This window comes from Arthrobacter sp. 1088 (assembly GCF_031455315.1).
Taxonomy (GTDB): Bacteria; Actinomycetota; Actinomycetes; order Actinomycetales; family Micrococcaceae; genus Arthrobacter.
Genome location: NZ_JAVDSM010000001.1, coordinates 75,617 through 96,335, shown reverse-complemented (window position 1 = coordinate 96,335; position 20,719 = coordinate 75,617). Strand labels below are relative to the sequence as shown.

Here is a 20,719-nt window from a genome sequence, read left to right as displayed (position 1 = left end):
GAAGCAGCCCGCCGTGGCCTTCTGGCGGCGTCAGTGTGAGAGAGCCGGTTGGAGTGGACCTCCCCCCAACTGAAACGTAGTGTTACCGTACCGTCCGATGAAGCCTGCGGGGAGCTGCCTTCGCGTCACTATGCACAAAAGAAAGCAACAACTCTCAGACCGCTGGGAGTTCACCGTGTTTCTGCCGTCGGGAGTACATCCACAGCAGCAACCCGATCACCACAGCGGATATCATCCCCAATGCACCGGTGACCAGCAATGCGGTACGCACGCCGAAATCTTCCGTGAGCCAGCCAGCGAGCAAGCCTCCCAAGGCATGCCCGCCCAGGAGAAGTGGAAAGTAGAGGGCCAAGACCCTGCCCCGCACGCTTGGGCCGGCTTCGAGTTGGACGCTGGTGGCCGCACTAGTGAGGAACATGAGCGTCATGAAGCCAACCACCACGAGCATGGCTACGAACAATTCCTGAGTAGGCATGAGCGCGGCAAGGAACTGCGTGAACCCGAACAGTGCGGCACTACCCACGATCCCCTTGCGGCCCAAGTGCTTGATCCGGGGAGCCAGAAGAGCACCAGCCAAGGCTCCCAAGGCGCTGACCATATTGAAGAGCCCGAATCCGGCAGGACCGCTGTGCCACACACGGTCAGCGAATGCTGCAAGGACCACCGGACCGTTCATGCCGAACGCTCCCAGGAGCCCCGCCAACAGCATGATGAGCAAAAGCTGGGGCCTCGCCCTCACATACCTGAAGCCAGCCAGGATTTGTCCACGCCTGTCCCGCGGCAGAGCGTCGGGGTCGTGTGCGTGATGAAGCTCGGATGGCCGGATAATGGCGATCATCACCAAAACGGCCACCCCGATCCCCGCGTTCGTCGCAAACGCGGCGGCCGGGCCAGCCTGGGCAATGACGACGCCGGCCAGGGCGGGACCGAGCATGGCACCTAGTTGACCTATGGCACTGTTGAGGCCGATAGCGGCCGGCAGGCCGGCATCACCAACTACCTCGTTGACGAAGACTTGCCGGGCGGGCCCATCAATGGAGCTTGTAATTCCCAAAGCGACGCAGGAGCCATAGACAACCCACACATCCGTGCCGCCCATGGCATTCCAAACAGCTAGTCCAGCGGCCAGCAGTGCAGCCACAGACTGGCACACCATGAGGATTCGGTGCTTCGGAAAGAGGTCTACCAGCACGCCGCTGACAGGACCAACCACCAGCATGGGCAGGAATTGAAGTGCCACGGCCAACCCCACCGCGGCCGGGCTTCCAGTGAGCTGCAGGACAAGCCAATCCTGGGCGAGTCGTTGCATCCACACTCCGCCGCTGCCGACGAGCGAAAGCGTCACGAAGATCCGGTAATTGTGGTGGCGGAGTGGGTAGTGCCACGATTCGGTGGAGCGGGGCCTTGGGGGTATGGCGTCTTTGCCGGCGGAGTTCGAGGTCTGGTCAGAGGGACGGGGCGGTGGCAACGGACGCGGTGACACGGGGGTTGTCAGCTCGATTCAGCAGGTTGTCGGATGCACTCTCAGATTTAGGTGCGGTTGGCGGTCCTGATCCTGATGGCGGCGGCCAGAATCAGCATGCCGGGCACGATCACGAAGAGCGCCTGAAGCATCCACACAAACAGCACCGCCATGAACACTGCTGCCAGCAGGAGGAGCGATCCACTCCAGTCGCGGACGGCATCAATCTTGGCTTCGGCGTAGGCCGCCTGCCAGCGCTGCGGCCCCGGGAGTTCGGCGGCATCGCCACTCCAGTTCACGCCCCCGCTCCAATTGGCAGCGATCCGCAGGAACAGCACCGCGCCCGCTGCGGCCAAAATCAACGTCGCCGGAAGGATGACTGCCCGGCCGGGCAGTTGACCAACCCAAGCGAGCAGCAGGTTCAGGACAATCACGACGGCGGCTGCCGCCGTCGTGATTCCCGTCCTCCAACTGCCGGGCAGCGCCCGGCGGAAATTGCTCCAAAGGCTGCGGAGGGAATCGTCCCTGCCGCTGAGATGCCGTTCCAGGTGGGCGACGCCGGCAGCATAGGCGGCCGGCGCCGTCACCATGGGAATCGACAGGAGAAGGACGATGACGCCCGCAAGGATGGTCTCGGCAAAGAGGGCAAAGCGGTTGACCGGAATGCCGGGCTTCTCCGCGTGGGAATTTCCTGAGGTGTCCATGACGCTCATCTGTTCTTCAGCCTTTCCGCGTCCGCTAGCCCTTGAGGCCCTGGGTTGAAACGCCTTCTACGATGTAGCGCTGGAAGACCAGGAAGAAGACCAGCACGGGCAGGAGCGCAAGAACGGACATGGCGATCATGGCACCGTAGTCCGAGCTCTGGGTCTGGTCCACGAAGAGGCGCAGCGCCAGGGGAAGCGGGTACTTTTCGGGGGTGTTCAGGTAGAGCAGCGGGCCCAGGAAGTCGTTCCAGCTCCAGATGAAGGAGAAGATCGACGTGGAGATCAGTGCCGGTTTCATCAGCGGGAGCATGATCGAGCCGAAGATTCGGACGTGTCCGGCGCCGTCGATGCGGGCGGCCTCGTCCAGTTCGGCCGGGAGGCCGCGCATGAACTGGACCATGAGGAAGACGAAGAACGCGTCCGCGGCGAGGAACTTGCCGATCAGCAGCGGCACGTAGGTGTCCACCAAGCCGAGCTGCTGGAACACGATGTACTGCGGGATGATCACCACGTGGAACGGGAGCAGCAAGGTGGCAATCATCATGCCGAAGAACAATCCACGGCCTGGGAAATTGATCCTGGCGAAGGCGTAAGCGGAGATGGACGCTGACAGGACAGTGCCCACCACGGCGCCGACGGCCAGAATCAGGGAGTTGGTGAAGAACGTCAGGGTGGACACCCCGCCGATGCCGTCCATGGCCGTGACGAAGTTGTCGAAGCTGAAGTTGTTGGACCATAGCTGGGTGGTGGAACCACCGATTTCAGAGTTCGGTTTGAAGGACGAGGCCACCATCCAGAGCGCCGGGCAGAGGACCACCCCCACAAGCACCAGCGCAACGATGTGGAAGATGATGCTTTTGATGCGCTTGGCGGTGCCCGACTCGGACTTCGGGTTGTAGGCCGGGGCCGCCGTGGAGGGCGTGGATTGGGTGGGCGTTGCCATGGTTGTCATTTTGAATCACCGCTGTAGTGGACCCAGGACTTGGAGGTCTTGAAGAAGATCAGCGTGATGATGCCGACCACGATCACCAGGAGCCAGGCCATAGCCGAGGCGTAGCCCATCCGGAAGTCGCTGAAACCGCGCAAGTACAGGTAGAGGGTGTAGAAGAGGGTGGAGCCTGCCGGGCCGCCTTCACCGTTGGAGATGATGTACGCCGAGGCGAAGATCTGGAACGCGTGGATGGTTTCCATGAGCAGGTTGAAGAAGATCACCGGGGAAAGCATCGGCCAGGTGATGTTGAAGAACTTACGGACCGGACCGGCGCCGTCCATCGAAGCCGCCTCGTAGAGATCGGCAGGAATCTGCTTGAGCCCGGCCAGGAAAATCACCATCGGGGCCCCGAACTGCCACACCGTCAAAAGGATCATCATGGGCATCGTCATGGATGGATTGCCCACCCAGCCGCCGAGGTTGATCCCGAAGAAGGACAGGCCTTCATCCACAGGACCGGAATCGCCGAACATCGCCTTCCAGACAATAGCGATGGACACCGACGCGCCGATCAGGGACGGGGCATAGAACGCGGAGCGGTAGAAGCCCTGGCCCATGCGCTTGCTGTTGAGCAGCATCGCGATCGCCAACGCCGCCGCCAGCTTCAAAGGGGTACCGAACACTACGTAGCTAAGGGTCACTCCCACCGACTGCAGAAAGCGTTCGTCCTGAAAGAGCGTGGCGTAGTTGTCCAGACCTATCCACTTGGGGGGATCGAAGAGGTTGTAGTTGGTAAAGGAAAGGTACAGCGAGGAAATCATCGGGCCCACGGTCAGGGCAATGAATCCGAGCAGCCAAGGAAGCAGGAAGGTGTAGCCGGCGCGGGCGTCCGCCCCTCGTCTCCGCGATGTACGCGGCTGCGAGGGAGCGGACGACTGGGAGCGCCTGCTCAGGGTTGGGGTATGAGTCACGGGATCAGTCCGTCAGTTGGGAAGCCTGGATCAGACACAAAAGTCTGCTCAGGCATTCTGCTTGATAAGGTCTTCGGCTTCCTTGAACCACGCATCTGCAGCGGCGTCGATGGTGAGTTTGCCGTAATTGAGCTCGGAGCTGACGCGCTTGAAAGAGGATTCAAGCGTGCCGAAACCGACGATGGGCGGCTGCGGAGCATCCTTGAGGTACTTTTCGATGGACTTTTCGTAGTCCACAACCAGCTTGTCTGTGCCTTCGAAGGTGGTTCCGTCGCGCTGGGTCTTGGATGCCGGAACACCACGGGAGGTCTTGAAGATCTGGCCTACCTCGGGATCGTTGACCATGAAGTCGATGAACCGGGCAGCAGCATCCTTGTATTTGGTCTTGGCGCTGGCCACCATCAGCATTGACGGCTTGAGGAAGAGTCCCAGGTTGTCGGGGTCGTCGGAGGGAACCGGCACCAGCTTCAGTTCCTTGGCGCCGCTATCTCCGAGGTAACCTGCCATGAAGTTGTCCCACGTGGCTTCCGTGGCAGTGACGTTTGAGCCGAACGGGGACTTCGGCAGCAGCTGCGTCGTTTTGTCTTCGCCCACTAACGCCGGGGTTCCGCGAAGCTGGGCGGTAGTGTTCCACCACTTCTTGAGGTCATCCTTGGAGAACCCGAGCTTGCCTTCATCCGTAAAGGCCTGAATGTTGTTCTGGCGCAGCCAGATGTTGAACATCCACCAAACACCGGTGTAATCGGTGCCGCCGAACAATGTTCCGTTGCCCTTCTGCCCCACCTCGGCAAGGAAAGAGTTGAACTCCTTGTAGTTCCACGTTCCATCAGGCTCAGCGATGCCCATGGCATTGAGCTTGGCGGGGTCGTAGTAGACCGCGAAGGCGTTGGTGCTGGTGGGGATACCGTACGTCTTGCCACGGATCTGGCCCGAGGGCAGTAGTGACTTGTCGAAGGCGTCCGTGTTAATCTTCACGGTGCCCAGGTCCAGTAGCTGGTTGCGCTGGCCGTAGTCGCGCAGATAGGACAAATCCCACTGCATGACGTCCGGCAAGCCACCACCGGCAGCTTCAGTGGCGCGCTTCTGCCAGTATCCGGCGAAGTCGGTGAAGTTGCCGTTGACCTTGATGTCAGGGTTCTTGGATTCGAACAGTGCGATGGCCTTGCGAGTGCGCTCAGCACGGTCGTCGTTGCCCCACCAGGTATACGTGATGGTCACGGGGTTATCGGCAGAACCCGTCTTGCTGGACGACGAAGACTGGCCGCAGGCGGACAGGAATGCCGCGGATGCAGTGCCAAGGGCCACCGTGGTGAGGAAATTCCTTCTGTTGATCATGAGAGCCTCCTTGCTCAGTTGGTGCAAGCCTTTTCGGTTCCCCACCAGGGAGAGTGACCTCGCTTACACTCGTTCTGAATCGATACAATATCCCCAATCGGGAATCTGGGCAAGCGTTTTCCAAGATCCTCGCCTAACCTGATAGCAGCCGAGCTCCACAGTTATCCCGCACAGCCGAACCTGACCAAGGAGTCCCTTTGTCCTCCCCTGAACTCTCCCGAGGCCCATCCGAAAGCCCGTCCGGAGCATCGTCCATATGGAACAGCATCAATGGCCTGGCCTACGGCGGCGACTACAACCCTGAGCAATGGCCCGAAGACGTCCGCCGTGAAGATATCGAGCTAATGAAGGAGGCGGGGGTCAATTTCCTGAGCGTCGCCATCTTCTCCTGGGGCCTGCTGGAACCGGTAGAAGGCCAGTACGATTTCGGCTGGCTGGACGATGTCCTGGACAACCTCCACGAAGCCGGCATCAAGGTGGCATTGGCTACGGCTACCGCGTCACCGCCAGCCTGGCTGGCCAGGAAACACCCCGAAATCCTTCCCGTGACAGCGGAAGGAACAAGGCTGGAACGCGGCTCGCGACGTCACTACACGCCGTCGTCCTCGGTGTACCGCAAGTACGCAACCACCATGACGAGGGTCATCGCCGAACGCTACAAGAACCACCCTGCGCTGGCATTGTGGCATGTGGACAATGAGCTCGGCTGCCATGTTGGCGAGTTCTACGGCGAAGAAGACGCTGCCGCATTCCGGGCCTGGCTGGAACGCCGGTACGGATCCATCGAGGCCCTCAACGAGGCATGGGGAACCGCGTTCTGGTCCCAGCACTACGCCTCATTCGAGGAAATCATCCCGCCCGGCGCCGCACCCACCACGCTCAACCCGGGACAGCAGCTGGACTTTGCACGCTTCAACTCGTGGGCGTTCATCGATTACTACCGCGCCCTGCTGGCAGTAATCCGCGAAGTTACACCGAACGTCCCGGCCACCACCAACTTCATGGTTTCCAGTGCCACCAAAACCTTGGACTACTTCGATTGGTCCAAGGACATGGATGTGATCGCGAACGACCATTATCTGGTGGCTGCCGATCCTGAACGGGAAATCGAACTTGCCTTCAGCGCTGACCTCACGCGCGGCGTGGCCGGGGGCGAACCGTGGATCCTGATGGAACACTCCACATCGGCGGTCAACTGGCAGCCCCATAACCAGCCAAAGATGCCCGGGGAAATGCTCCGCAATTCCCTGGCCCATGTGGCCCGCGGCGCCGACGCCGTCATGTTCTTCCAATGGCGCCAGAGCAAGGCTGGATCTGAAAAATTCCACTCAGCCATGGTTCCGCACGGCGGTCGCGACACACAGGTCTGGCGCAATGTGGTGGAGCTCGGCGAAGCCCTCTCCAAGGTGGAATCCGTGAAGGGTTCCCGCGTGGAATCGCGCGTTGCTTTCGTCTTTGACTACGAAGCATGGTGGGCCTCCGAGCTGGACTCGCACCCAAGCCAGGACCTGAAGTACCTGGAAACCATGCGTGCTTTCCACCGCTCGCTGTACCTGCGTGGTGTCATTACGGACTTCGTCCACCCCTCTGCCGACCTCTCCGGCTACGATCTCATTCTGGTCTGCACCCTCTACGCCGTGACAGATGCCGCGGCCGCCTCTATCGCTGCCGCAGCAGAGGGCGGCGCAACGGTCCTCATCAGCTACTTCAGCGGCATCGTGGATGAGCAGGACCACGTTCGGCTGGGTGGCTACCCGGGCGCCTTCCGCGAATTACTGGGTATCCGAACCGAGGAATTCCATCCGCTTTTCCCCGGCAGCACAGTCACCCTCAGCGATGGAACACTTGGTTCCTTGTGGAGCGAGCACGTTCACGTGGCTGAATCTGACGGCCGGCCAGCTGAGGTCCTGGCTACCTTTACGGACTACCCGCTCGACGGCGTTCCCGCCCTCACGCGCAGACCCACCGGGGCGGGGGCGGCTTGGTACCTTGCGACACTACCCGACGCCGACGGCATCGATTCGCTGACTGCCCGCCTGCTGGAGGAAGCTGGGGTGACGGCCGTTGCCGAGGCTTCTGCCGGCGTCGAACTCACACGGCGGCGATCCGCGGATGGCAGCAGTTTCCTCTTCGCCATCAACCACAGCCGGGAGGAAGTGACTGTGAAGGCCGACGGCGACGAGCTGCTGAGCGGAGCGCGCTTCACCGGCGTGGTCCCCGCCGGAGCTGTAGCAGTTATCGCGGAAGACTAGCCCAACCAAGTAGCAGCAGTGCGCGTTTTGACGCCTCAAAACGCGCACAAATGCGACTCAGTTGGGTGTGCGCGCGCAAAAACCGCGCCCCCGACGGATCACGAATGATTCGCCCGGGACGCGGTTCTCTTGATGCGGTGGTTCTCTTGATGCGTTGGTTCTCTTGATGCGGTGGTTCTCTTGATGCGTTGGTTCTCTTGATGCGGTGGTTCTCTTGATGCGGTGCCGCCGGAAGCTAGGCTCCGATCGCGGACTTCATTTCGTCCACGGCCTTCTTGCCGGCTTCCTCGGTAGAGAGCCTGTTGAACAGGACTTCCGAGGAGTAGCGCTTGATGATTTCCTGGATGGCACCTGCACCCTTGGGCGGCGCAGCCGGGGCTTCACCGAGCTCGGGCTGGATGTCACTGATGAAGTTGACCACCTTGGTGTCCGCCGGGGCCAGCTTGGGAGCGATTGCTTCGCGGACGTCCGAGTTGGGGTAAACGCCGCGGTCAGCCAGCAGAATTTCGCCGGCCTTGACGTTGTTCGTCAGGAAGTCGATGAACTTGGCCGTCTCTTCAGGGTGCTTGGTCCTGGACGATGCAGACCAGAACTGGGAGGCCTTGTACCAAAGCTGGGTATCAGCGGCCTTGCCCGTCTTGGACGGGAAACGGAGGATTTGCAGCTCCCCGCCCGCAGCTTTCTCGAGCGCCGGCAACTGGTTGGACCACCAGAAGGCCATGCCGTTCTTGCCCGTTGCCAGGCCGCTCTGGTCCAGCGGCGCAGCTTCGGCTTCAACTATCTCCGATGCCGACGGAACAGCCTTCTTCTCGCTCATATCCTTCAGGAAGTCCCAGTAACCTGCGATGTCCGAAGGTTCGAAGCCCAGCTTGCCGTCCTGCGTGTACAGCGACTTGCCATTCTGGCGCAGCCACACACCCAGGGACGCCTCGTCGGTACCGTATGCAGCAGCCCCGTAGGTTCCCTTCGGCGACTTGCTGGTGACCTCAGCAGCGATGCGCTCGAAGTCTTCCCACGTCCAGGTCTTGTCATCCGGGAGTGCAACGCCGGCAGCCTTGAAGACCGCCGGATTGGCCAGGATCGTGGCAGCGTTGATGCCGGCCGCAATACCCGTGAGCCCCTTTGCGCCCTTGCCTGCGTTCAGTGCCGCTTCGTCCAGCTTGGAGGTGTCGATGTCGTACTTGGAGAGGTCCAGCAGCGCGCCGCGGGTGGAGTACTCGGTGATGTACTTTTCGTCCATCTGGATGATGTCCGGAGCATCGTTGGCAGCAACTTGCGTTGCCAGCTTGTCCCAGTAGCCGCTCCAGTCGCCATACTCGGCCTTGACCTTGATGTTGGGGTTCTCGGCTTCAAAAGCTGCAATGGCTGCCTGCGTCAATTGCGCACGCTTGTCGCCACCCCACCAGGAAAAGCGGAGCTCCACCTTGCCGTCGGCACTCTTTTGTTCTGCGCCACCGCCGCAAGCGCTAAGCGCCAGAACGGCAGCAGCTGTGGCAGCGATAATGGCCGAGGCGCGAAGCCGCCGCCTGGACCGCTTGCCCTTGGGTTCCGATGCCCGGGCCTTGGAAGCATCTTCGGGGGCGACTGCTTCACCCTTTGGAAATACCGGCACTGTTGTCTCCGATCCTCTTTGATCTTGATGCGAACTGAGAAAGCGTTTTCTTGCGTGGTTTTTATGGTACAAGTCACACTCTTGTATGACAAGATCCCAGCTTGTATTACTTGTCGGGGCGAAAGCCCCGGACTTCCATGGAGTACGGCAAGGTCCTACTTGATGCCGGTAGTTGCGATGCCCTTGATCAGGAACCGCTGGCCGAACAGGAAGACAAGGAACACCGGGAACAAGGACACGATGGACATCGCGAAGAGTGAGCCCCAGCTGGTAGCGGACTGCGAGTCAACGAAAGCGCGAAGCGCTACGGGGACAGTGAACATGTCCGGATCCGTGAGGTAGATGAGCGCACCGAAGAAGTCGTTCCAGGTCCAGATGAAGGTGAAGATCGTGGTGGTGGCGAGGGCCGGAACCATGAGGGGAAGTATGACGCGGAGGAAAATCCTCGGGTGGCCGGCGCCGTCAATGCGGGCAGCCTCATCCAGTTCCTTCGGAATGCCACGAATGAACTGCACCATGAGAAACACAAAGAACGCGTCCGTGGCCAGGAGCTTCGGCACGATCAGCGGCCAGAACGTGTTCACCCAACCGATCTGCGAAAACAGGATGTACTGCGGCACGATCACAACGTGGAATGGCAGCATGATGGTCAGCAGCATGATTCCGAAGAACAGCTTTTTGCCACTGAACTGAAGCCGGGCGAAGGCATAGGCGGCCATGGAGCACGAGATCAGGTTTCCGACGATCGAGCCGAGTACGACGATCGCAGAGTTGATCATGTAATGCCCGAACGGGTGCGTCAGCGCAGACCAGCCATCGGTGTAGTTGCTCATTTCCAGGTTGTTCAGCCAAAGGCCCGGCTCGCGGAAAATGAGGTCATTGGGCCGCAGCGAGGAAACAACCATCCACAGCAATGGATAGATCATGATCCCGCCAACGAGGATCAGGATGGCGTGCTTGATGAGTCCCTTGATGCGGGCGTTCCGGCTGAAGGCCAGGTTTCCTGGCGATTCGCGGCGGCGCGGGCTCTTACTGGGCTTGCTGCTTTGGTCCTCAGCTGCGGCCGGGAGGGTCTGGATTTTAGTCATCGTAGAACACCCAATACTTTGAAGCGATGAAGTTGATGGCAGTGAAGACGCCGATGATGACCAGAAGGAACCAGGCCATCGCCGAGGCGTAGCCCATATCGAACTGGCCGAAGCCCTTCTGGTACAGATACAGCGTGAAGAACATAGTGGAGTCGGACGGTCCGCCGTTGCCGCCGGAGACGATAAATGCCTGCGTGAACGACTGGAACGAACCAATGATTTGCAGCACCAGGTTGAAGAAGATGATGGGGCTCAGCATCGGCAGCGTGATCCGCCAGAACTTCTGCAAGGTGGTGGCGCCGTCAACTTCGGCGGCCTCGTAGTACATGTTCGGGATCTGGCGCAGGCCCGCCAGGAAGATGATCATCGGGCTGCCGAACGTCCAGACATGCAGCAGGATGATGGAGCCGAGCGCCGTGTTTGGATCCGAGATCCATCCAGGCCCCTGGATGCCGATCATGGCAAGGACCTGGTTCACAAGGCCGGTGGTACCGAAGATCTGCTTCCAAAGAATCGCAACAGCCACAGATCCGCCCAGCAGGGACGGCAAATAGAAGATGGAACGGTAGAACGGAAGGCCACGAAGCCCTTTGTCCAGGACCAGGGCGATGACCAGGGCCACAGCCAGTTGGAGCGGCACGCCTACCAACACGTAGGTGAAAGTAACCCGCAAGGAATTATGGAGGCGGGCATCGCCGAACATGCGGACGAAGTTGTCGATTCCCACCCACTGCGGTGGCTGCAGAAGGTTGTAGTCCGTGAAGGACAGGTACAACGACATCAGCATCGGACCCACGGTGATGACCACGAGGCCGATCAGCCACGGAAGCAGGAAAACATAGGCGGCCTTGTTGTCGCGGCCGTTCGCCTTCTTCTCTTCCTTGGTCATGGGCCCCTTGCGGCGGGTCATGGTGGAGAGTTCGCCAATGGCGCTCATCGCTTCCCTCCAGCCTGACCGCGAACGCCTTTCGGCGTCCCCGTGTGTTCATATGCGGCCATGTGGTCTCCTTTGGTCATCGTGGCCATCCACGGAGTACGAGTGTGGTTGATGCTTGCCTTCCGGGACGCCGCCGTTCTCCTGGCGGTACCCCTTGACTCGCCGGGATGTGCATCCTGGTGATCAGCGGCTCCGTACCAAAGTAAACGCTTTCTTGACCCATGTACAGCCTTTTGCTAATTTTTGAGAAAGCGTTTTCTGAGGAAGTCGCCGATACCTGGTTTACACACGCCGAAGAAGCCCGGCGTGTGCTTTCGCACATCATCCGCACCAAAAAGGCAGGACACCATTGTTCCCCAAGCACGGCGACTGCCATGACCACTGCTGACATGGCAGGAATGCCCATCCGCCCCAGTGCTCTTGGCCGCTACGAGGATTGGCCCGCTTACGCCGCCCGGAAGCACTTCGCGGCAGCCTCTCCAAGTGCGCAGCAGCTGGTTGACACCCTCGGCGTCCCTCCCACTGCACCGGTTCCGGAATACAGGGTAGACACCGAAACAAAGCACGACGGCGTCATCACCACCGGCCTGTCCTGGCAGCTTGGTTTCGGGCCAAGGACCTCGGCTTGGTTCGTGCGGCCAACCGGCATCACGGACCCACTACCCGGAATACTGGCCCTTCATTGCCATGGCGGGATCAAATCCCATGGCGCGGAACGGCTTGTCCTGCTTCCAGGAGATGAAGGGAACGACGCCGGAGCCACCACTCCGGTTGGCTTCGGTCCCGTGCCGGCCAAGTTACGGGAAAAGCTCTACGGTGGGCGGCCCATGGCTACGTGGCTTGCCCAGCAGGGTTTCGCTGTCCTGGCACACGACGCCTTCATGTGGGGCAGCCGCGGCTTTGGCCTGGAAAACCAGCCTTGGCGGACGGCCCGGGCCGTCAACGGCCAGCAGGCACTGTGGCGGGAGGCCGGCGTCGAACCATCCGCGGCGGATCTTTACAACGCAGCAGCGGCCGATCATGAAGAAACCGTGGCAAAAGCCGCAACGCTCCTTGGCACCAGCATCGCCGGGACGGTCGCGCATGACGACCTCGCGGCGTTGGGCGTCCTGGCGTCCCTCCCCGGAGTCGATCCGGAACGCCTTGGTTGCACCGGATTTTCAGGTGGAGGCGGCCGGGCCATGGTGCTCGCCGCCCTTAGTCCACTGATCCGCAGCTACGTGGTCACCTGCATGATGACCACCTTCGCGTCCCTCCTTCCCGCCTACCTCGATGCGCATTCCTGGTTGCTCCACTCCCCTGGCCTGTCAAAGCTGGGGGATTGGCCCGATCTTGTGGTGCGTTCAACGGCCGGCGCTGTCCTGGTCCAATACGCACTGGCCGACCAGCTGTTTCCGGAAGCGGGAATGCGCGACGCCGATGCCCGCCTTTCGCAGCGGATGCCGGCTGGGCGGTACACAGGCAGCTTTTGGCCCGGGCCCCATGTTTTTTCCACCGCGATGCAGGAAGAGGCGGCAGCTTTTCTCTCCTCCACCCTCCAGGCCAATGAAGCCCCGGGTTTCCCCTCAACTGATCCCGCTAGGACAGCACTATGACTTTGCCCGTAACGGCGCCCCACACAAGCTCGGCCACCCACAACCAACTGCCCCGGGTAGCACTGGTTGGCGTTCACGGATTCGGCGAACGACACCTTGAAAATCTCCATCGGCTCAATTCCGCCGGAGTGCTTGAACTAGTGGCTGTTGCCGATCCACAGCCACCGGCCCAAGGCCAGTTGCCTCCCGATGTGGGCGTCTACAGTTCCTTGGATGAGCTTCTGGCTGCGGGAAATGCCCCCGACGTCGTCATCATTTCCACTCCTATCCAAACCCACGCCCCGATCGCCCTCGCCGCTTTGAGGGCCGGCGCCAACCTCTACCTCGAAAAGCCTCCCGTGGCTTCCATGGCTCAGTACGAAAGCGTCCTCGCAGCGTCGGCGAGCGCCGGGCGGATGGTTCAAGTCGGTTTCCAGAGCCTTGGTTCACACGCCCTTCCCGCCATTGAAAAGCTTGTGGCATCGGGGGAAATCGGCGAGGTCCGCGGCATCAGCGCGACCGGCCAATGGCTTCGGACAAAGCGGTACTTCACGCGCTCCCGCTGGGCCGGCAAGCGAAGCCTGAATGGTACGGATGTCGTGGACGGCGTAGCGACGAACGCCTTGGCACACGCCGTGGCCACCGGGCTGCGACTCGCTGGTGCCAGGACCCTTGCGGACGTCGACTTGGTTGAAACCGACCTTTACCGGGCGAATGACACCGAAAGCGATGACACCTCAGTGATCAGGGTCCGGACCGCAACGGGCACAGTGCTGACCTGCGCACTGACATTATGCGCGCCCGTGCAGTCAGCGCCATCGGTGACCATCTACGGCACGCTCGGGCAGATCCGGCTTTCCTACACCGAAGACAAAGTGGAGATCACTACTCCCGACGGGATCCGGAATGAGGCTTTCGGGCGGACGGACTTGCTGGAAAACCTCCTTTCAGCACGAACCGAACAGGATCTGCTCAGCCCATTGAGTGAAACGGGCGCCTATATGTCCGTGTTGGAAGCGGTCCGGACCTCGGACGCACCCCGGCTCATCCATCCGGACCATGTGACGTGGCTGGGCGAAGGCGACGACGCCCATGCCGTCGTGCAGGACGTGGAATCGTGGATCCGCCGGGCCGCCCTTGGGCAAGCAACGTTTGCGGAACTCGGGACGCCGTGGGTTTCGAAGACGGAGGCCGGACAGACGGGGGCTACAGCAGTCAAGCCAGAGCTGAAAGTCAACGGAATATCCGTGGCTACGATGCACGACGGTTCGCGCATCCGGCCAACCTCCTCGCCGCGTCCATACGTCCACCCCGTTCGAACCCTTGCCGGCACGGTTGTAAGTGACCACATTCCGGAGGACCATGTGTGGCACCTTGGAGCAGGGGTCGCCATCCAGGATGTCGACGGCGTCAATTTCTGGGGTGGCCGGACCTACACCCGCGACGCCGGAGCGTACGTCTGGCGCAAGGACCACGGCCGCGTGCTCGTTGAGTCCGCGGAGCACAGGGATGGTCAGAGGGACGAGCTGCTGAGCTGGGTGGGCCCCAACGGCAAACCCCTCCTTCGCGAACAGCGCGAGTGGCGCTGGGCCGCCGTCGGGAATTCCGCCTGGCAGCTGACGCTGGACTTCACGCTCGAATCCGCCACGGGACGCCCGGTGCTGCTGGGCAGCCCAGGTTCCAACGGAAGGGCGCAGGGCGGTTACGGTGGCTTCTTCTGGCGCCTGCCGAGGGTCAGTGATGCGACCATCTGGACCCCTGGGGCGCGTGGTGAAGATGCCGTCCATGGCAGCGTCGCGCCCTGGCTGGCTTGGTCAGGAACTTTCGACGCCGGAACGGGCGGGGGTGTTGCTGCGGGCGACCCGGGCCTGGGCCATCCTGCAACGCTCGTTTTCCTGGCATCCCCCCAAGCCCCGGACCCCTGGTTTGTTCGTCACTCGGGCTATCCGGGTGTGGGGCTGTCCTTGGCCTGGGAGTCCCCGGTGGCCGCAGAACCCGGCCGCCCTGTGCATCGCACCGTCAGGGTGCTCATCGCTGACGGCTTCCTTGCCACTCAGGACATTGAACAGCTCATCTCAACCCAGGGGGACCCAGCATGAACGCTCCGACTCAATCCGCAGTAACGCCCGACGCCGCGCCAACATCCGGCACCGCGTCCCCGGCTCCCGGCAATGCCGCCGACCGCGTGGTGAAGCGCCGCCGCATACTGGACATCCTGGACCATTCGGGTCGCGACTCACTCCTGCTCACCAGCAACACGGCACTCACGTGGTACCTGGACGGCAGCCGTGTCCATATCAGCCTGGCAGGGGATCCCATCGCGGCCCTCCTGGTGGATCGAGCCGGGGATCACCTGGTGACGTTCAACAATGAAGCCGGCCGCATCGAGGCCGAGGAACTTCCGGAGGGCGTCAACCTGCACAGTATTCCGTGGCACGGCCAGTTGCACGCATCTGCGGCCGCACTGGCCGATGACGGAAACCCGCTGATGGAAGCCGCCGTTGCAGGGGAACTACGGGCAGCGCGGCAACAGCTCCTGCCTGCAGAAACAGCCCGCTACGCCCGCTTGTCCGCCGACGCAGCAACCGCAATGACGGACGTCCTCACGGCAGCAACGCCCGGGACAACCGAATTTGAGCTTGTCTCTGACCTGGCTGCCCGGATTGTGGCAGTGGGCGCCGAGCCCCTTGTGCTGCTGTGCAACGGGGCGGCGAGAAGCGGTTTCCGCCACCCGCTGGCAACGCATGCCCCGATCGGGCGCAGGGCCATGGTTGTGGTTTGCGCACGTCGTCATGGCTTGGTGGCCAACGTGACCCGTTGGGTAGCATTCGACGCCGGTAGCGCGCAGGAGCTCGACGCCGAAGCCCGCATCGCGGCAGTTGAAGCAGACATCTTCCGGGCCACCGTGCCGGGTGCCAAGCTCAGTGAGGTCTTCGCCGAGATTCAGGATGCCTATGTGCGCCACCGTTTTGGTCCCGAGCAATGGACCCTGCATCACCAAGGTGGTCCTGCAGGTTACGCGGGCCGTGATCCGCGGGTCACCGCGGACGTTACGGACAGGATCGTCCTCCACCAGCCGTTCACGTGGAACCCCTCAGGACCTGGCGTGAAGATCGAAGACACCGTGCTGCTAACGGACTCCGGGCTGCGCGTGCTGACCGTGGACCACCGCTGGCCGACGACGGAAGTGGACGGTCGCCGTCGTCCGATCACCCTGCGGCGGTAGCGCCTTCGTCAAGCTCGAGTCAACGCGAAAGAGGCGGGGTCACCGCGATTGTGACCCCGCCTCTTTCATCTGCCCTTACCCAAGTAAGTAACAGTTAAGCGCGTTTTGACGGCTCAAAACGCGCTTAACTGCTACTTAGTTGGGTGCGCTGTAGGTGAGTTAGCCGAGCGTCAGCACGCCGTCCACACGGCGCGGGATGCCCAACGGGTTCGCCTCGCGCAGGGCCGGCTGCAGGATGCTTTCCGGAGCGTCCTGGTAAGCCACGGGACGCTGGAAGCGGCGAACCGCGGTAGCGCCCACTGAGGTAAACAGCGATGTGGTGGCGGGGTACGGTCCTCCGTGCTGCTGCGACCAGTTCACGGCAACGCCAGTGGGCCAACCGTCAAACAGGACCCTGCCGGCGAGCTCACTCAGCTGCTCCACAAGCGCTGAAATGTCCTCACCTGGCTGCGCGTGTACGGTGCCGGTGAGGCTGCCCGGAACCTTGGCGAGCGCCTGAGACAGTTCGTCGTTGTTGGCGTACTCAATGAGGAGAGTTGTGGGGCCGAAGCACTCCTCCAGCAGCTCATCCGGACGTTCCAGCACGTTGGCGGCGCTCGTTGAGAACACCACCGGAGCGGCGCCATCGGCCAGGCTGTCCTGATCCACAATGCCGCTCACCACCGCAACACCCGGCTGCTCGGCGACGCTGCGCAAGCCGTAAGGGTAGGCCTCCGCGATCCGCTCGGTCAGCATGGCGGCGGTCGGTTTGTCCTTGCTCGCCTCAGCCACCTGGGCAGCGAAGTCGGTGCCCGCAGGGATGAAAACGAGTCCTGGCTTGGTGCAGAACTGCCCCGCTCCCTGGGTGAACGAACCAGCCAGGCCGGCAGCAAGTTCTTTAGCACGATCAGCCAAAGCACCATCCGTGATGACCACCGGGTTCAGGCTGCCCAGTTCGCCGTAGAAGGGGATCGGTTCCGGGCGGGACGTTGCGAGGTCGAACAGTGCGCGGCCGCCGGGAATGGACCCGGTGAAGCCCACCGCCTTGATGGCGGGATCCTGCACCAATGCCGTACCGGCCTCGCGTCCGCTCACGAGGGCGAAGATGCCCTCCGGGGCCCCGGCCTTGGCCAAGGCTTCGGTCACGATCCCGGCAGTCCGCTCGGACAGTCGTAGATGGCCGGAATGTGCTTTGACGATCACCGGACAGCCGACAGCCAGCGCCGATGCGGTGTCGCCACCGGCCACCGAGAACGCGAACGGGAAGTTCGACGCCGAGAACACGGCCACCGGTCCAATCGGACGCAGGATGCGGCGCAGGTCAGGCCTGGGCGGGGTGGCGGCAGGATCCGCGTGATCGATGACGGCCTCCAAGTACGAGCCCTCCGTGATCACCCTCGCGAACAACCGGAGTTGGCCGCTCGTCCGCGCCACCTCACCGGTGAGCCGAACCGTGCCAAGGCTGGTTTCGGAGTCAGCTATGGCCACCAGTTCCGTCACGTTGGCGTCCAGGGCGTCGGCGACGGCGGTCAGCCAGGCTGCGCGCTCGGCGTCGGACGCTGCGGCGGTCACCTTGAAGGCTGCGGCGGCAGCGGCTGTAACCTCGGTCAGGTCAAGAGTTGCTGTACTCAATGTGGTTTCCTTTACTCTCAGGGGCGGAGCTCTGACGCGCGGCCGGCGTTGCGGCAAAGTCGAAGCCAAGACCTGGACGGCCTACGGAACTGAGCCTGCTGTTGCGGATTCGGATGGGAGAGGGCCCGGCGAGGATGCCGAGTTGCTCGAAGGAAGCGTCTTCCACTTCTTCCACGCTCACGGCCTCAGCCAAGGTGAGCGCCAATTGTCCGGAGAGCTCCGGCAAAAGGTGCGGCGCCACCCTGATGCTGCTCGCACGGGCCAACTCAACGATCCTGCGGAACGGCGTAATGCCGCCCACGCGGACAATGTTGGGTTGGATAATGTCCACAGCTTCGGCTTCGATGAAGTCACGGAAACGGTAGATAGTGTGGACGTTCTCGCCAAGCGCGATAGGCACCGGAGAATGTTTACGCAGGCGCCGGTAGGCCCACAGATCGTCAGCACGGATTGGCTCTTCAAGCCATTCCAATCCGTACTCCCCCAAAACATCCAAGGCACGGAAGGTGTGCGCCAGGTCCCAGCGTTGGTTGGCATCAATCATGAGCAGGCGGTCTGGGCCAATGACCTGCCGGACGGCTGCCACCCGTTCAGCGTCTTCGCGTAGCTCAGGCTTTCCCACCTTGATCTTCACAGCCTTATGACCAGCGGCAACCCAGCGCTGTGCCTGCTCCACGAGCTGTTCCAGGGAGTAGTGCAGATTCACACCCGAGCCATAGACCTCCACCGATTCCTGGCGTTGGCCCAGAAGCGCGGTGACGGACGTGCCCGCCTGCCGCGCTTTAAGGTCCCACAGCGCGAGGTCCACGCCGGTCATGGCGATGGTGGTCAGGCCTCCCCCGCCAGCTTCGTGCAGCCGCTTCCACAGCTGGTCCCAGACGATCTCCGGGTTGGCCTCGAGACCAAGGATGAAGGGGGCGATGTCGTGGTCCAGGAGCGCTTTGACCGCTTGGGGACCAATAGTAGGTGTCCACGAGAAGCCGTGGCCCACGCCGCCGTCGTCAGTGGTCAGTTCGGTGACGATCACATGGTTCTCTGGGGCTTCAGCACCCCAGCTGCGCAGCAACGGAACCGTGATCAACCGTGTGCTGAGTCCGGTAATGCGCGCTGTCATCAGCTGACGGCCAACTCATGGCCCTTGGCCAGGATCGACTTGAGCTCCAACAGCTGTTCCTCGGTGGGGTCAACCAGCGGTGGTCGCACGGAGCCAACCGGGAGCCCTGCCAGGCGAAGGCCTGTCTTGATCAGCGAGACGCCAAAGCCGGGCGTCTGGTCGCGAAGCCTCACCAGGGGCGAATAGAACCCCTCGAGCAGGGCGTTGCGCCGTTCCTCGTCGCCTGACATGTAGGCGTCGTAATAGGCCTTTGCGATCTCCGGAGCCATGGCAAAGGCCGCCGAGGAGTAGAGCGGGATGCCCAAGCCACGGTAAGCGCCCTGGGTCAGCTCTGCCGTGAGGAGCCCATTGAAAAGTGCGAAGTCGGTTCGGCCGCTGGCGTTGATGGCCGATGCGATTTCCTGCGCGAGGCCGACGTCCCCGATCCCGTCTTTGAAGCCGATGACCTTGGGATTGGCAGTAAGGCGGGTCATGGCCGCGGCAGTGAACTTCGCCGTGCCACGGTGATAGACGATCACGGGCAGGCTACTGGCAGCGGCGATGGCCTCGACGTAAGCAACCACGCCGTCTGTTGGCCCTGTAACGAGGTACGGCGGGAGAACCAGCAGGGCATCGGCGCCTGCCTCCTCGGCAACCTTGGCGGCAGCAAGTGCGTGGCCGAGCGGGCCGCCGGCGCCTGCGACTACCGGAACAGCACCGGCAACAGCTTCGACGGCGGCAGCCACCACAGTGCGGATCTCATCCAGGGAGAGGGCGTGGAATTCACCCGTGCCACACGCTGGGAAAACACCTCCGGGGCCGTAAGGAAGGCGCGAGGTGATGTGCTCCTTCAGGAGGGCTACATCCACCGAGCCGTCTTCGGCAAAGGGTGTGACGGGGAAAAACAGTACGCCGTCGAAGTTCATGGTGTCTCCTTGGTTGCTCCCGCCGGGACCAGGCCGGCGTGATTCTCGTCGTTGAGTAGTGCTTGCTCTGATGCTGCTGAGTCTTCGCGTTCGAAGGGCGGCGTAAGTTCGGTTCGCCAACTGCGCTTGGGCTCCCAGCCAAGAAGCTCACGCGCTTTCCCGATGGAGAACGCGGGGCTGGTGCCGGTCAGGTGTTCGGTAAGCGGGCTGCTGCCCGGCAGGAAACGCGGGAACAGCTCAGCGAGCGGAGCAGTGGCCAAGGCATCCTTCGCTCCGACGAAGAAGACCTGCCCGTTGGGGATGGCGTCCATCTTCTCCAGCAGCACGTCCAGGAAGTCTGCCACGTCCCTTGCATCGACATAGTTGAACAGTGCCGGCGCGGACAGGGCGGGATCCTGCAACCGCTCGCGAACCGTGTGGCCCTGCTGCGTGGGCGCGCCCTGCCACTCCTCGGGGGAAATGACGTAGCAAGGCCGGAACGCCGCGTACCGGATCTTGTCCCCCTGCGCCGCGGCAAACATCTGCACTGTTTGCTCGGCGATCAGCTTGGACAACGCGTAAGCATTCCAGGGCTTGGGCGGCGTCTGCTCGTCCAACGGGAACGACGGCGGCAGCCACCCGGCCGGTGAGCCGTAGCCCAGGGCGGTGGGGCTGCTTGCCGTAATAATCTTCGGAATACCCGCGTCGGTGGCTGCACTGATGACCCCGTAGGCGAGCCGGGTGTTCGTGCTGAAAATGACTTCCTCAGGGGCGCTGAAAGGTACGGCGATAGCAGCGAGGTGAATGACGGCGTCGGGGTTTGTTTCCCGGAGGAGCCGCTCCGCTTCTCCCGGGGCCAAAAGGTCCGCCGCGTACTGCACGGCGCCGGCCGGCAACTGCTCCGCCGGGATGGCGTCGCGGTCAACCGAGACCACCTCGTGTCCGGCCTGGGCGAGGCCGGCCACGACGCTGCGGCCAAGCCGGCCGGAACCGCCGGTGACGAAAATCCTGCTCATGG

The 20,719-nt window shown here is 62.3% G+C and carries 16 protein-coding genes; 4 read left to right on the top strand and 12 right to left on the bottom strand.

What is annotated here, in order from left to right:
- Window positions 1-154: 154 nt before the first annotated feature.
- Genes J2Y41_RS00420 through J2Y41_RS00400 form a run of 5 tightly spaced genes read right to left on the bottom strand, consistent with a single transcriptional unit; the run spans window position 155 to window position 5,403 of the window.
- Window positions 155-1,483, bottom strand: a complete 1,329-nt coding sequence (locus J2Y41_RS00420) for an MFS transporter (RefSeq protein ID WP_396133422.1) — start codon at window positions 1,481-1,483, stop codon at window positions 155-157.
- Between the two features lie 47 nt (window positions 1,484-1,530).
- On the bottom strand, window positions 1,531-2,175 hold the full coding sequence (locus tag J2Y41_RS00415) for a Poxvirus protein I5 (RefSeq protein ID WP_309925150.1): 645 nt from the start codon (window positions 2,173-2,175) through the stop codon (window positions 1,531-1,533).
- A gap of 25 nt (window positions 2,176-2,200) precedes the next feature.
- Window positions 2,201-3,118: a carbohydrate ABC transporter permease gene (locus tag J2Y41_RS00410; protein ID WP_309925148.1), complete on the bottom strand. Its 918-nt coding sequence runs from the start codon at window positions 3,116-3,118 to the stop codon at window positions 2,201-2,203.
- Complete coding sequence (locus tag J2Y41_RS00405) at window positions 3,115-4,068, bottom strand: sugar ABC transporter permease (RefSeq protein WP_309925147.1); 954 nt, start codon at window positions 4,066-4,068, stop codon at window positions 3,115-3,117. The genes J2Y41_RS00410 and J2Y41_RS00405 overlap by 4 nt, the downstream gene beginning before the upstream one ends.
- Before the next feature lie 48 nt (window positions 4,069-4,116).
- Complete coding sequence (locus tag J2Y41_RS00400; protein ID WP_309925145.1) at window positions 4,117-5,403, bottom strand: ABC transporter substrate-binding protein; 1,287 nt, start codon at window positions 5,401-5,403, stop codon at window positions 4,117-4,119.
- A 197-nt stretch (window positions 5,404-5,600) separates the two neighbouring features.
- Between J2Y41_RS00400 and J2Y41_RS00395 the strand changes: the two genes are divergently transcribed.
- The gene (locus J2Y41_RS00395; protein WP_309925143.1) at window positions 5,601-7,655 is read left to right on the top strand and encodes a beta-galactosidase; all 2,055 of its coding nucleotides are present in this window, start codon (window positions 5,601-5,603) and stop codon (window positions 7,653-7,655) included.
- Window positions 7,656-7,890: 235 nt separating this feature from the next.
- On the opposite strand, the gene J2Y41_RS00390 is transcribed toward J2Y41_RS00395, so the two are convergent.
- From J2Y41_RS00390 to J2Y41_RS00380, 3 genes are all read right to left on the bottom strand, one after another.
- Window positions 7,891-9,267 (bottom strand): extracellular solute-binding protein, encoded by a 1,377-nt coding sequence (locus tag J2Y41_RS00390; RefSeq protein ID WP_309925140.1) that lies wholly within the window; start codon window positions 9,265-9,267, stop codon window positions 7,891-7,893.
- A gap of 155 nt (window positions 9,268-9,422) precedes the next feature.
- The gene (locus J2Y41_RS00385; RefSeq protein ID WP_224088802.1) at window positions 9,423-10,355 is read right to left on the bottom strand and encodes a carbohydrate ABC transporter permease; all 933 of its coding nucleotides are present in this window, start codon (window positions 10,353-10,355) and stop codon (window positions 9,423-9,425) included.
- A complete protein-coding gene (locus tag J2Y41_RS00380; protein ID WP_223934407.1) occupies window positions 10,348-11,292 on the bottom strand; it encodes a carbohydrate ABC transporter permease in 945 nt (314 codons plus the stop codon). The genes J2Y41_RS00385 and J2Y41_RS00380 overlap by 8 nt, the downstream gene beginning before the upstream one ends.
- Before the next feature lie 374 nt (window positions 11,293-11,666).
- On the opposite strand from J2Y41_RS00380, the gene J2Y41_RS00375 reads away from it, so the two are divergent.
- Genes J2Y41_RS00375 through J2Y41_RS00365 form a run of 3 tightly spaced genes read left to right on the top strand, consistent with a single transcriptional unit; the run spans window position 11,667 to window position 16,092 of the window.
- A complete protein-coding gene (locus tag J2Y41_RS00375) occupies window positions 11,667-12,887 on the top strand; it encodes an acetylxylan esterase (protein ID WP_309925137.1) in 1,221 nt (406 codons plus the stop codon).
- On the top strand, window positions 12,884-14,965 hold the full coding sequence (locus J2Y41_RS00370; RefSeq protein WP_309925136.1) for a DUF6807 family protein: 2,082 nt from the start codon (window positions 12,884-12,886) through the stop codon (window positions 14,963-14,965). Before J2Y41_RS00375 ends, J2Y41_RS00370 begins: the two co-directional genes overlap by 4 nt.
- Window positions 14,962-16,092 carry a M24 family metallopeptidase gene (locus J2Y41_RS00365; protein ID WP_309925135.1) on the top strand — a complete coding sequence of 377 codons (1,131 nt, stop codon included), beginning with the start codon at window positions 14,962-14,964 and terminating at the stop codon, window positions 16,090-16,092. Before J2Y41_RS00370 ends, J2Y41_RS00365 begins: the two co-directional genes overlap by 4 nt.
- 159 nt (window positions 16,093-16,251) lie before the next feature.
- Here J2Y41_RS00365 and J2Y41_RS00360 read toward each other — a convergent pair whose 3' ends face one another.
- From J2Y41_RS00360 to J2Y41_RS00345, 4 genes are read right to left on the bottom strand one after another with little or no spacing between them, the layout of a single operon-like run.
- Window positions 16,252-17,703 (bottom strand): aldehyde dehydrogenase (NADP(+)), encoded by a 1,452-nt coding sequence (locus tag J2Y41_RS00360; protein WP_224165287.1) that lies wholly within the window; start codon window positions 17,701-17,703, stop codon window positions 16,252-16,254.
- Window positions 17,684-18,817 (bottom strand): mandelate racemase/muconate lactonizing enzyme family protein, encoded by a 1,134-nt coding sequence (locus J2Y41_RS00355; protein ID WP_309925133.1) that lies wholly within the window; start codon window positions 18,815-18,817, stop codon window positions 17,684-17,686. Before J2Y41_RS00355 ends, J2Y41_RS00360 begins: the two co-directional genes overlap by 20 nt.
- Entirely contained in the window at window positions 18,817-19,722 is a 906-nt protein-coding gene (locus tag J2Y41_RS00350) for a 5-dehydro-4-deoxyglucarate dehydratase (RefSeq protein WP_309925132.1), read from the bottom strand. Before J2Y41_RS00350 ends, J2Y41_RS00355 begins: the two co-directional genes overlap by 1 nt.
- Complete coding sequence (locus J2Y41_RS00345) at window positions 19,719-20,717, bottom strand: NAD(P)-dependent oxidoreductase (protein ID WP_309925129.1); 999 nt, start codon at window positions 20,715-20,717, stop codon at window positions 19,719-19,721. The genes J2Y41_RS00350 and J2Y41_RS00345 overlap by 4 nt, the downstream gene beginning before the upstream one ends.
- Between the last annotated feature and the right edge of the window lie 2 nt (window positions 20,718-20,719).

Excerpts from the sequence above, each read along its gene's own strand:
- J2Y41_RS00380 (WP_223934407.1), bottom strand. The coding sequence starts at position 11,292 with ATGAGCGCCATTGGCGAACTCTCCACCATGACCCGCCGCAAGGGGCCC.
- J2Y41_RS00355 (WP_309925133.1), bottom strand. The coding sequence starts at position 18,817 with ATGACAGCGCGCATTACCGGACTCAGCACACGGTTGATCACGGTTCCG.
- J2Y41_RS00370 (WP_309925136.1), top strand. The coding sequence starts at position 12,884 with ATGACTTTGCCCGTAACGGCGCCCCACACAAGCTCGGCCACCCACAAC.
- J2Y41_RS00385 (WP_224088802.1), bottom strand. The coding sequence starts at position 10,355 with ATGACTAAAATCCAGACCCTCCCGGCCGCAGCTGAGGACCAAAGCAGC.
- J2Y41_RS00415 (WP_309925150.1), bottom strand. The coding sequence starts at position 2,175 with ATGAGCGTCATGGACACCTCAGGAAATTCCCACGCGGAGAAGCCCGGC.
- J2Y41_RS00350 (WP_309925132.1), bottom strand. The coding sequence starts at position 19,722 with ATGAACTTCGACGGCGTACTGTTTTTCCCCGTCACACCCTTTGCCGAA.
- J2Y41_RS00365 (WP_309925135.1), top strand. The coding sequence starts at position 14,962 with ATGAACGCTCCGACTCAATCCGCAGTAACGCCCGACGCCGCGCCAACA.
- J2Y41_RS00410 (WP_309925148.1), bottom strand. The coding sequence starts at position 3,118 with ATGACAACCATGGCAACGCCCACCCAATCCACGCCCTCCACGGCGGCC.
- J2Y41_RS00345 (WP_309925129.1), bottom strand. The coding sequence starts at position 20,717 with ATGAGCAGGATTTTCGTCACCGGCGGTTCCGGCCGGCTTGGCCGCAGC.
- J2Y41_RS00400 (WP_309925145.1), bottom strand. The coding sequence starts at position 5,403 with ATGATCAACAGAAGGAATTTCCTCACCACGGTGGCCCTTGGCACTGCA.
- J2Y41_RS00375 (WP_309925137.1), top strand. The coding sequence starts at position 11,667 with ATGACCACTGCTGACATGGCAGGAATGCCCATCCGCCCCAGTGCTCTT.